Annotated in this window: 11 protein-coding genes; 1 reads left to right on the top strand and 10 read right to left on the bottom strand. The window is 59.9% G+C overall.

Translation table 11 applies throughout. The features are described 5' to 3' along the window. Positions 1–14 precede the first annotated feature (14 nt). Together ACR0LW_RS06760 and ACR0LW_RS06755 are read right to left on the bottom strand one after the other, a co-directional pair. Positions 15–896 carry a hypothetical protein gene (locus ACR0LW_RS06760; protein ID WP_480584879.1) on the bottom strand — a complete coding sequence of 294 codons (882 nt, stop codon included), beginning with the start codon at positions 894–896 and terminating at the stop codon, positions 15–17. Beyond that, complete coding sequence (locus tag ACR0LW_RS06755; RefSeq protein ID WP_480584881.1) at positions 893–1,693, bottom strand: glycosyltransferase family 25 protein; 801 nt, start codon at positions 1,691–1,693, stop codon at positions 893–895. Before ACR0LW_RS06755 ends, ACR0LW_RS06760 begins: the two co-directional genes overlap by 4 nt. 594 nt (positions 1,694–2,287) lie before the next feature. On the opposite strand from ACR0LW_RS06755, the gene ACR0LW_RS06750 reads away from it, so the two are divergent. Further along, a complete protein-coding gene (locus tag ACR0LW_RS06750) occupies positions 2,288–4,072 on the top strand; it encodes an ABC transporter ATP-binding protein (RefSeq protein WP_480882014.1) in 1,785 nt (594 codons plus the stop codon). 57 nt (positions 4,073–4,129) lie between these two features. Here ACR0LW_RS06750 and ACR0LW_RS06745 read toward each other — a convergent pair whose 3' ends face one another. From ACR0LW_RS06745 to ACR0LW_RS06710, 8 genes are read right to left on the bottom strand one after another with little or no spacing between them, the layout of a single operon-like run. Beyond that, complete coding sequence (locus tag ACR0LW_RS06745; protein ID WP_170453924.1) at positions 4,130–6,073, bottom strand: vWA domain-containing protein; 1,944 nt, start codon at positions 6,071–6,073, stop codon at positions 4,130–4,132. Positions 6,074–6,083: 10 nt separating this feature from the next. Further along, complete coding sequence (locus ACR0LW_RS06740; protein ID WP_480882013.1) at positions 6,084–7,421, bottom strand: protein kinase domain-containing protein; 1,338 nt, start codon at positions 7,419–7,421, stop codon at positions 6,084–6,086. 5 nt (positions 7,422–7,426) lie between these two features. Next, the gene (locus ACR0LW_RS06735) at positions 7,427–7,687 is read right to left on the bottom strand and encodes a hypothetical protein (protein ID WP_170453926.1); all 261 of its coding nucleotides are present in this window, start codon (positions 7,685–7,687) and stop codon (positions 7,427–7,429) included. Between the two features lie 17 nt (positions 7,688–7,704). After that, a complete protein-coding gene (locus ACR0LW_RS06730; RefSeq protein ID WP_480882012.1) occupies positions 7,705–9,336 on the bottom strand; it encodes a formylglycine-generating enzyme family protein in 1,632 nt (543 codons plus the stop codon). Further along, positions 9,329–10,519, bottom strand: coding sequence for an ABC transporter permease family protein (locus tag ACR0LW_RS06725; protein WP_480882011.1), 1,191 nt, complete (start codon positions 10,517–10,519; stop codon positions 9,329–9,331). Before ACR0LW_RS06725 ends, ACR0LW_RS06730 begins: the two co-directional genes overlap by 8 nt. Further along, on the bottom strand, positions 10,519–11,250 hold the full coding sequence (locus tag ACR0LW_RS06720; protein WP_170453934.1) for an ATP-binding cassette domain-containing protein: 732 nt from the start codon (positions 11,248–11,250) through the stop codon (positions 10,519–10,521). The genes ACR0LW_RS06725 and ACR0LW_RS06720 overlap by 1 nt, the downstream gene beginning before the upstream one ends. Next, positions 11,231–12,481, bottom strand: coding sequence for a trypsin-like peptidase domain-containing protein (locus ACR0LW_RS06715; protein ID WP_480882010.1), 1,251 nt, complete (start codon positions 12,479–12,481; stop codon positions 11,231–11,233). Before ACR0LW_RS06715 ends, ACR0LW_RS06720 begins: the two co-directional genes overlap by 20 nt. Before the next feature lie 5 nt (positions 12,482–12,486). Next, a complete protein-coding gene (locus ACR0LW_RS06710) occupies positions 12,487–13,575 on the bottom strand; it encodes a serine/threonine protein kinase (RefSeq protein ID WP_480882009.1) in 1,089 nt (362 codons plus the stop codon). Positions 13,576–13,587 lie beyond the last annotated feature (12 nt).

Here is a 13,587-nt window from a genome sequence, read left to right as displayed (position 1 = left end):
ATTGCTGTTCCCGCTCAGGTCTTTTTGGAAATTGTCGTCATATCCAACGGTTTGCTCAGCTGTCGCCGCGCGATTTTGAATATCCCGGCGCGGGCCTCGCTGGCGCTGCGAAAACGCGGCAGAACCGACATCCAGCCCCGGCACATGCGCCAGCCCACCTGTACCCGGCCCGAGATTGGCTGACCGCCCTGCAATATCCCGGCAAAGACAATCGGGACCGTGCGGCGAGACAGATCGAACATCTCTTTCAAGACCGCCTCTTCCTCTTCCGAGCTCAGGTTGCCCGTCTCAGCCATCACCGCCTTCAGGTTCTTGCCGATGGGTCGGGTATGATGCATTGCAATCCCGTCCAGAATGGCAGTGCGATATGCTCCGGCCTCGTCCCAGCGGCACCAGATATAGTCCAGACCATACCCGCTCATGGTGCCGCGGAACAAAGGCAGGGCCTTCCTGAGAACATCCCGGTGCAGGCAGGGGGCCATGATCTCGATGTAGTTGGTGTATCGCAGCACAAATCCGGGGCATTGGCTGAACACAAAATGCGAGAAATAGCTTTCGGGGCTGAGCGAGGGCTGCGCGATCCTCAGACCATGCGTGTTCATCGCATCAAACAGCGCGTTCACATCCTGCGCGCTGATGTCCAGATCGTCATCGGGCAGCCAGTAGAAGTCATACGCATCCAAATCCCGATCTGACAGGGTTGCGAACAGCCCGTCCCATTTCCCGCCCTTGATCAGAACCGCCTCGACCCCAGGCTCTGGCTGGAACGCCGCAAAAGCCTCGTCCGAAAAAAAACTGATCAGAAGGTCATAGTTCCGGTCTTCATAGGGAATCTCCGTCCAACGGGTATGGAGGGATTTGCCGCCCGCACGGACGACGACAAGGTTCTTTTTCATATACGGTTCCGAAGCGTGTTATCCGTGCGCAGCAAGGGGCCCAGCCCTTCAATCATCTCTGGCTTCAGGGGATGGCTGAGCCGCCCGTAGGTGTACTTGATCTGGTACAACAGGTTCCGCACGAACCGGCCGATGGACGACTCGCTTTTCTTGCTGGTGCGGCAGGCTTCTATGTTGCTGTCAAACACCCCACGCTCGGCCACCATCTGCTCTGCCAGGGTCAGGATTGGGACTTTGTGTTCCCAATAAAACTTGAGATCGATGTCCACAGGCCGCGCAAACGGCGCGTGTACCCGAAGCAATTGTGCCGCAGCACGGCGACCCAGAATATAACCCGTGGTTCTGGGCGGCAGACAATCCGACAAGACAAGGTTCTGATCAGCAAAGGGTTTCAGTATCTGATTATTTCGGCCTGAAACGCCATCCAGTTTGATCATGACATCTTCAAAGCATTCGGAACATTTCGACAATGCTCTCAGAAAGGCCGTCGGGTCCTGCACAAAAGTCGCATCGTCCTCCAGCACCAGAACAACGTGATCCTCGGACTCGGCTACAGCTTGCCAGATTTGCCGATGCCCAAGCGCACAGGCCACTTCGTTTGCGCTGAGGGGACGTTTGAACTTGCTTCGGTTCATGTCCGCGTCATAGTAACGACCCAGGTCGGTTTCGTTCAGCTGATCACCGGCAAGGGCGTCCGAAAATTCATACTGCAAACCCAGGCGCGCAAGTTCGTCTTCGCAGGAGCGTCGCCGGTCTACGTCTTTTGGCAGACTAAGAATTACGGCTTTGATCGACACTTGCTTTCACCTAATCAAATTTGCCGGGGTTCTAAGGGCCATACATGACATTCACAAGCGTTAAAACGGCACCTGCATGCGCCGTTGGGTGCGCTGAGCCCAATGGCGGTTTTCCGCTGAACAACAAGCCCGGCGTAAATATTCAGAAGCCCGTCCCCCAAAGATGTACCACGATAGGCCAATGTCAGGCTATCACACTGAAACTGCTTATTCAAATTTCGAATTACGCTTGGTGAGATGCAAAAATACTTTCGCTGAACGGAGACTTAATCAAACCGCCCCACATAGCGTCCGGCAACGGCTTTCCCTTGTAATATTGGGTGATCGGCGTGACCGATATGACACATAATACCGGATGACCAACTGATCCTTTGCGCATTCATATGCTGCGCATACGGGGTAAACGGCAATGTGCCGACCTCTTGCAACTCTGCTCGATCATTCCTAGCTGAGCATCCCTACGCGGCGAATATTGCCGTCATACGCTCGTCCATCGAAAACGGTCACTCTGTCACGTGATACAATCTGCCCTTTAGGCAGAAATGATTATAGGTTATCTGAGCGAGCGCATGGTTTCATGATCTGGAGAATGCAATGATTAAGCGCGCCTGGAATGAATGGCGATCCGGCTATATGGGCCGCCTGATGGGCGAAAGTTTACGTGCTCAGGGCTGGATGTACGCTGTCGCAATTGTTGCGATGATCATCGTGGCAGCCACCACTGCCGGGTCGGCCTATATGATGGAATACATCGTAGATGCCATGACCAGCCCCGAGATGCGCGAATGGGCCCCATTGATTGCGTTCGGCGTCATCGGGTTGTTCCTGGCCAAGGCGGTGGCTTCGTTCGTGCAGGCGGTTTACCTTGCGCGGGCGGGGAACCGGATTGTCGCGTCGCAACAGCAAAAAGTGTACCGGAAATTGATCCGGCATGGCGTTGGTTTCTTTGGCAAGAATGAATCCTCCGGACTTTTGATGCGAACGACAAATGGCGCGCAGGCCGCCCGTAAACTGATCGACGTTCTGGTGACCGGCTTCATTCGCGATGCCCTTACGTTGTTGGGGCTGGTTATCGTAATGGTCTATCAGCAACCGCTGTTGTCCGTCATGTTCCTGATCGTGGGCCCCGTGGCCTTGCTGGGTGTCCGGTACCTTTTGAAAAGTGTCCGGACGATTATGAAGGCCGAATTCAAATCGATGGCCGAAATCATCCGCGTGCTGCAGGAAACCTCTGCCGGGATCCGGGTCATCAAGGTGCTTTCACTGGAAGATCGTATGACCGAGCGGATGGATACCGCCGTTCGGAAAGTTGAAAAACGCGCCAATGACATTGCCCGTCTGCAGGCCATTGCAAGCCCGCTGATGGAATTCCTCGCGGGCTTGGCGATTGCAGGCATTCTGATTGTCAGCACCCTCGGCATTGCCGGAACCGAGCAGCCCACGGCCGGCCAACTGATGTCCTTCATCACCGCCTTGCTGATGGCCTATGAACCCGCAAAGCGACTGTCGAAAATGCGCGTCCAGATCGAGGCAGCCATGGTCGGCGTTGGCCTCCTGTTCGGCCTGCTTGACCAGAAGGATACCATGATCGAAAGCCCCGATGCCGAGGATCTGCCTGACGGGCCGGGTGAGATCGCGCTAAAGAACGTGAAGTTTGGCTACCAGGGCTCGATCTCGGTGATCGACGACATGAATGTGACCTTCGAAGCCCGTAAAACCACGGCTCTGGTCGGTCAGTCCGGCGGCGGGAAATCCACCATCTTCGGTCTTATCATGCGCTTCTATGACCCGCAGGAGGGTACCGTGGAGATCGACGGCCACGATGTGCGCCTCGCAAGCTTCGACTCTCTGCGCAAGAAGATCTCCTATGTGGGCCAGGACACGTTCCTGTTCTCGACCACCGTCATGCAAAACCTGCGCTTCGCCGCGCCGGATGCGACAGATGAGGAGATCTATGACGCCGCCCGCGCCGCCTATGCGCATGACTTCATCACAGAACTGCCGGATGGCTACGACACGATGGTGGGTGAGAACGGTGCATTCCTGTCTGGCGGTCAGAAACAGCGATTGGCAATTGCCCGCGCCATCCTGCGCAAGGCGGAAATTCTGCTTCTGGACGAGGCGACCAGCGCACTTGATGCCGAATCCGAAAACCTTGTGCGCGAAGCGTTGGATTCCCTGACCAAAGACATGACCGTGATCGTCATTGCGCACCGTCTGTCGACGGTTCTGGAGGCTGACAAGATCATGGTGGTTCAGGATGGCTCGGTTATCGAACAGGGCAATCTGGACGAGCTGATGGCCCGCGATGGCAGCTTCCGCAAGCTGTTTGACCAGCAGTTCAAGAAGGGCAACGAAAAAGCAGCGATTGCCGGGTGAGTATCCCGGCCTCGGTCTGTTCCCGAGGCCCGGAACACTAACGCTGGTCGCAGGACCCTAGGGCAGATCGTCCAGCAACATCGGATAAAGCAGATTGCCCGCCTGTGGCCCGGCCCCCAGATAATCGACCCATTGATCCGTCGACTCATTGTAGCGGCGATAGCGTTCGATCTTGTCGTATAGACCGTTAACGATGGTCTGCTGTTCCGAGATCGGCAGGCGCACCCAGTCATCTTCGGTAATCGCCATGATCTGCGATTTGTAGGGCAGATCGGCCAGATATTCGTCCAGCGCCACCGCCTCGGCCAGACTGGGATCGGACTGGCGCGACACCTGATCGGGTCGGCGGCTCATATCCGCGGCCACACCCAGAACCTGCGTAAAGAACTGATCCGGGTTCACCACGTTGCGCTCGGCCTGATCCACGATGATACGCAGGGCCTCTTCCAGATTGCTCAGATCGGCCTTGGAAATCAGCAGCCGGATCGACAGCGGTTTCAGGCCCGTGCGGTCAAAATCACGGTCAGCCACGTAAGCCTCGAACAGATCGGGCGCCTTTGCACCTTCGGTCCGGCCCAGATAAGCCAGTTGCATGGTGCGGCTGGCCGTGTTCAGACCGCTGAACAGCCCGCCTTCGCTTTCGTCGATGATCGCGTCCTCGTTCAGCAACTCATCGCCGCCGCTGCGCCGATAGGATGACGCCTGCTGCGCCACGAACTGCCCCAACTGACGGGCGGTATCCTTGTAGATGGCTGGATCGCCATTCTCGATCGGGAAATACAAGGGCGCGGAGTTCGGGAAAGCGGTCAATTGCTTATAGGCCGCCTCGGCCGAAGGATGATCTTTTGCCCCGCGCTCGGTCCGCAAATGCATAACTGCCATGGCCCCGCCAATACGTTCGCGGATCAGCCGGTTCAGGCTTTCCGCGCTGAGGCCGGTGGATGAGTATTCATCATCGAACTCACGAGGCCCGGCATCGGTGACCAGCACGATAAACCGGCTGCCGAACTCACCCCAGTCCATATCCTGCAACGCATGTTCGATGCCACGATAGCTGTCTTCGCGGAAGTTCTTGCTGCTGGACTCGGCCTCCTGCATCTGGTCGATACCGGCCAAAAAATTCTCGACATTCAGGCCCTGTTCCAGATCGACAAAGGTTTTGACGTCATAGCCCAGCCCCGGCGCCGCCTGCAGGCTGTCGCGATAGCCCACAAGCCCAAAGCTTAGCGCATTGGCCGCGTCCGAGGATGCCGCCTGACGATATACTTCCTGCAGCGCATCCCGCGTAGCACGGATATAGGGCTCCATCGAAATCGTTGTATCGACGACAAACACCACCGCTGTTTTCAGGTCACCCGTCGCGTCGGGGCTGGTCACGTCCGGCAGGTTCGGCGCGTTGGCGCTGGCCACGGCGACCTGCAACAGATTGACGAAGGGGCCGATATCGAACACCGCCTCTTCGGTGGACAGGATCGGCATGACATAGAGGTTCTGCCGCTGGTCAATCGTCTCACGCGGGCCAAGGGCGATCACGGTTTCCGACGGCGTGCCGCCCTGTTCCGCCGCCAGCGCCTCATCCCGGGCATCCTTGGCCAACCCGGCTGGATTTTCGCTTTCGATGATGTCGTAGATCGGATCGATGTCGTTGAAGAACAGAACCCGCCCCACATTGTCGCTGCCTTCCAGCGTCGCGACGATGTTCTGGTTCCAGTCAACTGTCGCCGTCTGCGGCACCCACATCAGATCGTCACCCTGATCGGTCGCGCCAATCTGCATCCAATCGCCGTCCCGTTCGTAAACAAAGAACACCTGCAAAGGCGACAGGGCGGTGGCGGTTTCTTCACTATCGGGCTCAACCCGCGCGTCGATGCGTTCGCGGATCAGCACCCGTTGGAACAGGCTGGTTTTGCCCTCGATCGGCAGCGGCGATTTCGATTGCGCCAGCACCGGCCCGGTCAGCATCAAGGCAGTTGCAAGAAGGGCTATCCGTTTCAACATCATATCCGTCTCCTCACTCGCCCAAGCGGTTCAGGGCGTCGCGTGCAGGGTCCGAGCCCAGATCAGCCGCACGCTGATAATAGCGCCGCGCCGCAGAAGGGTCGGGGCGCGGGAAGGGTGAAGTTACTGTGCTATGGGTCTTGGGATCGTACATCTCGGCGATCAGGATATTGGCGTCAGCCCTGTCCTGCTGCGGCAGTTCCTGATCATTGCTGATCGCGATCAACGCCCCAAGCGCGGCATCCAGATTCTGTGACCCGCCCGCGGCCAATAGGTCACGAGCGGCGGTCAGAGGGTTGTCGGCAGCAACTGCATCCTGAGCGATGCCCACAGATTCGTTGACTTCAGCCGAGGGCCCCCCCGCACCGTTTAGAACATACCAAGCGCCGCCCGCGATCACGGCCAATCCAACAACAGCAGCCGCAAAAAGGGGCAGCTTGCTGCTGCCCGACGCCTCGGGGGTTGCGGCGGGTTGTTTTTCAGGTGCCGCACCAGCCGAGGCGGATTTCTTGGCCCCGCCACTCAGCGCCTTGCGGAACAGGCCGGGCAAATCGGTGGGGCGGTTCTTGGGGTTGGCTTTCAGCAACTGCTCCAACGCCCATTTCAGGCCCGGCTCGACCTTGGGATCGGTGATCTTTACGTCCGTCTTGCGATCTTCGACGGCGGCAAACCCCTTACCTTCACCCGGCAGTTTCAGCCCCGATGTCCGCATCAGGACCAGCCCCAGCGCATAGGCGTCGGTGGCGGCTGAGACCTCATTGCCAAACAGGCCCAATTGCTCGGGCGCGCAATAGCGCAACTTGCCGGCAAAACTGTCGCCGATTATCGACTTGTCCGTGCCCACACTGTCCGAGGCGAGGCCGAAATCAATGAACTTGGCCTGATTGATATCCTCGTGCGAGATCATGACGTTGTCCGGGGCCACGTCACGATGCACGATGCCCAGCTTGTGAATGGCCTCAAGCCCCTGCGACAGGCGCAAACCCAGTTTCAGAACATCGTCCGAGGACAGCCGGGCGCCCTTTTTCAGGTAATGCGCCAGGGGGTGGCCCGGCACAAACTCCATCACCAGAAACAGGCGGCCATCCTTGTCCAGCATCGAGGTCTCAAAACGCACAACCGCATCGCTGCGCACAGTGCGCAGCAGGTTCGCCTCGCGCCGGAACAGCTCGACCGCTTTCTTGTTCTTGGCAAAGCTGGGCGTCATGACCTTGATAGCCACCTCATGCCCGCTGGCCCGGTTCAACCCGCGAAAGGTGGCCCCCATGCCGCCTTCACCCAGCAGGGACTTGATCTCGTAGGTGTCCTGCAGAACGCTGCCGGGTTTCAGGCCAAGTACCGAGTGCTCCATGGTCGTTATCTCCGGTTTTTCAGGCTGATGGCGCTGTGCTTGCTAAAGGTGCGGATATCCATGATCTGAAAGCAGATGCCCGCAAACACCAGCGAGGATGTGATCCCGAACACCACCGTCAGAAACGCCGCAATGATGGTCGTTGTATCCGGCCCCAAGGGCGAAAGCCGCAGCATATTCACCGCGATAAAACAGAAAAAAACGATGGATATGCCGGTCGTGATCCAGACCAGCACTTCAAGCGATTTGTTCAATACATCCCGCATTCTTCAACCTTTCCAATTCATTCTTCGACAAAGCCCAGGGCCACAGCCTGAAAATCATCTGCGATCTGATCCAAATCCGAATAACCCGCCACAGTGCGGGCACCGATGTGATCCTGCACCATCGCCAGACAGGTCGCCCGTTCGCGGCCACGCTCGGCCTCGGTGGGGTAGATGAAATCGATCTGTTTGCGCAGCAGGACGGGCGAGTACTGATCGACCAGACCCTCGATCAGGTTGGCGTATTCGACGATATCCGCCTTGGCCTTGGCCTCCAGCTCGGCCAGTTTGGCGGCGGCGTCTTCCTTGGCGGCCAGCACTTCATCAAGGAAAGCCTGATCCCCGCTTTGCCGCGCCTCCGCCTCAAGCGCGTCCAGTTCCGGCGCGATGGTCAGGGATGAGATCAGCGCGTTCAAGTAGCGCCGGATGCCCTGACCACAGACCAGCACGCCCGAGGTCAGGATCAGGCGGATCGACTGGTCCCGCTGCGCGTTTCGTTCGACCCGGCCCCGGTTCAGCGTGTCCTTGATCACCGCAAGCTGCGTTTTGGTGCGATCCGACAGGGTCTCTGCCGAGATTTCGTCCAAGAGGTCCATCGCCTCTTGCTCGCTGGCTGCCACCGCCAGCCCTTCATCGGGGCGCGCCAACTGGTCCAGCCCGTCCTTCAGCGCCTGATCCTGATCGGCTGAGGTAATCGCCAGACCCTGCAACACCAGCCGCGTGCCGGTGAACCGGTCCGCCGAGGCTGTGTTGGACAGGATGTCAAAGGGCGGCACCTCGAACCGGGTCGAGGATGTGATGTCAGCCAAAGGCGTCCGCGCGTCGCCACCGCGCTTCACGAAGCCGCCCGCCTGACCATGCAAACGCCCGTGACGCACCAGCGCAAAGGGATCGCCCACAATCTCGGACGCGTTGCCCAACATGTCGTGCAGACCCAGCGGATTGGGGCGCAGAGATCCCACGACCTGCAATTTCCCCCCGGCTGAAGCTGTGCCGCCATGGGCAATGTATTCATCCTGCGGCGTGCCTTCGGGCACAGGTGGCAAAGGGGCCCGAAACAGGGCCTGATCGACTTCCAGACCGCCACGGGCGGAATATTCCCATTCCTCTTCGGTCGGCAGACGCAGATAGGCGCGGGTATCACCCACTCTGGGCAGCGAGTCCGGCGCGTTCTCCATCAGCCACAGGGTGTAGGCTTCGGCAAAGCGCTGATAGTCCAGCTTGGTCTGCCCAACCGCCGGAACAAAGCCTCGGCGGCGGGGTTCCTTGTCGGGGCAGCCTTTCATGACCACATCCCATTGGGCCTGCGCCAACTCATACTTGGCCATGTAGAAATAGCCCTTGGCCGCGCCCTCCGGGTCTGCAAACGCGCCCGAAACGAAGGCCCGGCGCAGACCGTTCAGATAGGGCTGATCGCTGCCTTCCTGTCCCAGCACGACCGAAACATCGCCGATCACACCATCGGTATTGGGCGTCGCCACCTTTCGAAAGGTCATGGCCCCGCCGCAGGGCATGGGCAGGGACAAGTCTCCATCCACAGGCTGCGGGTTATAGTATTTCTCGCGCCATGTGATGTCCTGCGCCTGCGCGGTTGCGGACAAGGTCAGCAGACTGATCAGCGGGGCCAGGGCAAGGCGGGTCAGTTTAGGCATGGGTCAACACCTCCTGAGGTTCGACATTGCGCACGGCAAACACCGCCCAGACCGCTGCGGTCACCGCTGTCACGGCCCCCAGGACCAGCGTCGCCAGAATGTTTCCCACATAAAGGCGCGCCACGGATTCACCGGGGGCGGTTTCAAACGTTGCGTTGATGGCCAGCAGGAAGGGCAGGATGATGATCAGCGTGGCAATCACACCGCCCAGCACCAGCGTCAGGCTTTGCACCACCGGGATCACACAGCGTTGCCGGTCGGGCATGGTCAGCATGGAAAACAGGCTGAAGATCACCCGCTGCCGCTCGACCATGCCGCGCAGGTTGGCCGACATCGCCGCCCAGAAGCCAAACATCGCCAGCGCCGCAATCGCGGTGAACAGAATGTTCAGATTGCGCCGGAAGGACAGCAACAGAGCCGCGTTTTCGGCCCGTGGGCGCGATTGCAGCCCCATCTCGGACAGATGCGCGGACAGGGTTCCGATATCCTCAAGCGAGCGCGCATAAAGTCGGAAACTGGCATAGGTCTCGGGCTCGGCCACCGGGTCGGTCCAGTTCGCGGGGGTCGAGGTCAGATCGTCCCGGAACCGTTCGACCGCCAGAAGATCGGGCAGCGACAGGAAGATGGCAGGGCGAGGCCAGATCTCGGGCGGCAGCACGCCGATGACCTGCAGATCGCGGCGCGCGTTTTCGCGCTGGCCGTCCACCTCGCGCCCGATGATCATGTCCAGCGTATCGCCTGCCGCGACCGACAGGTCCTGCGCCAGCTTGTCGGAAATCCATACACGCCCCGGCGCAACCGCTTCGCCGTCGATCAGCGGATCGCCAGCGGCTGAGGGGATCAGCGGCACCGCGCGCTCCAACTTGCGCTGTGCTTCATGCCGCACCGCATTGGCCGATGTGTTGATCGAGCGGGTGGCAGGCACAATGAACCCCACATCCTGCCGCGCGCCTAAGGCTGCGAAGAACGCCGCGTCATGCTGTTCGGCGCCGATGGCCAAAATCTCACGGTTCGACGGATCCTCGATCAACCGGCCTACCATGGTGCCGATGATCCCGTTCTTCAGGGCCAGAATGATCAGCAACGGGCCCAATACGCCCGCCAGAGCGGCCACGAAACACAAAGCCGATTGCCAGTCATGGCGCAATTCGCGCAAGGCCAATATGGTCGGTATCCGCACCATCACGCCACCCTCGCCGCCGCGCGGCCTGCGGTTGAGAAGATCGAGTAGGACTGCCCCTGATGATCCAATATGCGGTGATCGGCACGCGGGGTGTCCGCAAACTCACCTGTTTGCGCCTGATGGCTGGCCAGAACCACCGCCGATCCGGCCTCGGCCGCCAGATGCACGATCAACCCTTCGACCTCGGCCACATTGGCGGGATCAAGGGCCGAGACAGGCTCGTCCAGCAACAGCAGCGCCGGTTGCCCCAGCAACGCCCGCGCGACCGAGGCGCGTTGGCGTTGGCCCACGGATAACTGACCCGGTTTGCGCGCGGTCAGATCGCGCAGCCCCATGGCGCGGATCAGGTGATCCTGCCATTCGGCATCCGGCACCTGCCCGGCAACACGCACCGGCAGTTCGATGTTTTCCTGCAAGCTCAGATAGGGCACCAGCGTGTTGGTTTGCAGCACAAAACCCAGCTTGTCCGGCCCGGCAAACGCGGCCCTTGGGGTGTCGGGGGTGACCTGAACCCCGTCAATCACATGCCGCCTGTCCGGCAGGTCGGTCAGAGGCAACGCCCCGGCAATCAGCCCAAGCGCCGTGCTTTTGCCCGCGCCGCTGACCGCATCCAGAACGATGGTCTCGCCCGCGTTCAGCTCCAACTCTTCGATCACCACGAAGAAACCGGGGGCGCGTTCGATCCCAAGGTTGCGGATCGACAGAACCGTATCAGGGACGTCTGAGGACAAGCGCTACCCCCCCGAGTTCAACCTTGGACTTGGTGTTGATCTGCACCGGGTCATTCGGCTTCAGACGCCGGCCATCGACCTTGGTGCCGTTGGACGAGCCCAGATCGGTCAGCATCATTTTGCGCCCCTGCAAGGACAGGCTGGCATGACGTCGGCTGAGGTTGCGATCGGTGATGGTCAGCGTGTTTTTACTGGCCCGCCCGATGGTGACGCCGGATTGCAACTGCGACGCGCTGAATTTGGCCGATTGGCCATCCATGCTGATAGCCAGAATCGCACGGCCCGAGGATTTCACACCCCCGCCACGCAGGGATTTTGACCCGTCATCGCCCTTGTTTTGCGATGCAACATAGTAGATCCCGCCGATCACCAAGGCCCCGGCCCCGCAAAGAACCGCCAGAATGATCAGCAGGCTGTTGTCACCCCCGGCGGGGTTCACCATTTCCGGGTTCTCCGGATCGCATTCCTGTTGATGGGACGTGAACGGGATACCCGTATCCCGCAAAAACCCGGCAATGGGGTTCGCGGACGAGGCCCAGAACGTGTTGTTCGTGGGTGTAACGCCATCCGAGCTCCAGACCGAGATCACCGTGTTGATCCCCAGAACCGAACCGCAATAGTCGATCAGCGGCCCGCCCGAGTTTCCCGGATTTACCGACGCTGTGTGCTGCACAATTTCCAGCGTCCGTCCGGTTTCGTTAAACGATCCCGGCGCCACTTTACTGATCGCGCCCTGAGTCAGCGTGGGTTCCAGAAACGGCAGCATATCGCCGCCCGCGTTGATCTGATCTGACGATCCCGGATAGCCGATGGCGGCAACCTGTTCGCCCTTCAGCGCCTTGCCTTCGCGCAGCGACAGGATGCCGGGCCGGTGCCCGCCGTTTTCTTGCGGGACGATCCGCAGAACCGCCAAGTCCAACTCGCGCGAGGCATGCAGCACCCGCGCATCGTAAAAGAACACCCGATCACCCTGTTTGAACCCGACCTGAATGTACTGGCCGCCATCAATGACGTGATGGTTGGTGATATAGTAATACCCGTTGCCTTCGGGCAGTTCCGACAGAACAAAGCCCGATCCGGTGCCACCCCGGCCACCGCCCCGATCCACCAGGGTCCGCCCCATCGCCTTATCTGCCTCGGCAACAATTTCCGGGACGATCTGGGCAGGTGCCGCGCAAGCCATGGCGATCAAACAGGCGGCAGCGAAGCCAAGGGAACGGATAACTTTCACGACACTCACATCAGGATTCCATATGCAATGACGGCCGCAGCCACGACCAGGATCAACAGCAAGACCAGTACGGACGCAGCCCGCGATCCACCCTGTTTTCGGGGTTTCGGCGTTGGGCGGTTGGTCCCATTTTTGCGCGGTTCGGGCGCGGAATTGCGCGGGGCTGCTTGGGGCGCGTGCAGGTCGATACCAACAACGCGCGCATAGTCGCGGGCAGTGCGGATGCGATCCCGTGGCAGCAGCTTGCAGCCCATGTCGATGGCATTCAACAGCGCGTCGTCATATTGCGCCTGAACGCGGTTGCGTTTCAGGTTCTGGCGCACCGGGACATAAGGGTCCCGCCCGCTGGCCCGCATTTCTTTCCAACGCTCTTCGGCATTGGGTGGCAAGCTTTGCGAGACCATCTCGTACAGGATCACGGACAAGGCGAACAGGTCGCTCCACGGGCCTTCGTGAACGCCCCCGGCCAGGCCCGTCTTTTCCGCGGGGAATTGCTCAATCGCCGCATATTTCCGGGTGAACATCGAGGCCAGCCCGCTGGATTTCCCCATCAACCGCGCCGCGCCAAAGTCGATCAGGATCGGCTGACCGTCTTTGCGGATCATGACATTCGCGGGCTTCATATCCCGGTGCACCACGCCAACCTCATGCACCGCGTCCAACGCGCCCAGCATCGATTTCAGGAAGGTCATCACCAGGTCCTGCGGCACCGACCCCCGCGCGTCGATCATGCGCGCCATCATCCGGTCCAGCGGATCGCCATGGATATATTCCATCACGCAATAGGCCGTGCCGTGCTTGCGAAACGCCGCGCGTACCCGCATCAGGCCCTGCTGCTGGGGCAGATCGCGCAGCAGGTTGGCCTCTTGCAGGAAGGCTTCCAGCCCCATGTGGAACAGTTGCCGCCCCTCGGATGTGGGCGACACCGCATTGTTGGGGCCGCGATCTGCATAATCCGCCGGAAAGTACTCTTTGATCGCGAACCGCTCGCCGGTTTCGCGATTGCGCGAGCGGTAGGTGATGCCAAACCCCCCCTGCCCCAGTACGTCGCCAAGAACGTAACCGGCAAAGGTCTCTCCCTTTGGCAGATGCACGGACACTGTTGG

The organism is Ruegeria sp. N4 (genome assembly GCF_056531425.1).
Note: the sequence above shows the minus strand (reverse complement) of the source record. Positions and strands in the feature narration are given on the sequence as shown.

Excerpts from the sequence above, each read along its gene's own strand:
- ACR0LW_RS06745 (WP_170453924.1), bottom strand. The coding sequence starts at position 6,073 with ATGATGTTGAAACGGATAGCCCTTCTTGCAACTGCCTTGATGCTGACC.
- ACR0LW_RS06725 (WP_480882011.1), bottom strand. The coding sequence starts at position 10,519 with ATGGTGCGGATACCGACCATATTGGCCTTGCGCGAATTGCGCCATGAC.
- ACR0LW_RS06735 (WP_170453926.1), bottom strand. The coding sequence starts at position 7,687 with ATGCGGGATGTATTGAACAAATCGCTTGAAGTGCTGGTCTGGATCACG.
- ACR0LW_RS06750 (WP_480882014.1), top strand. The coding sequence starts at position 2,288 with ATGATTAAGCGCGCCTGGAATGAATGGCGATCCGGCTATATGGGCCGC.
- ACR0LW_RS06740 (WP_480882013.1), bottom strand. The coding sequence starts at position 7,421 with ATGGAGCACTCGGTACTTGGCCTGAAACCCGGCAGCGTTCTGCAGGAC.
- ACR0LW_RS06730 (WP_480882012.1), bottom strand. The coding sequence starts at position 9,336 with ATGCCTAAACTGACCCGCCTTGCCCTGGCCCCGCTGATCAGTCTGCTG.
- ACR0LW_RS06760 (WP_480584879.1), bottom strand. The coding sequence starts at position 896 with ATGAAAAAGAACCTTGTCGTCGTCCGTGCGGGCGGCAAATCCCTCCAT.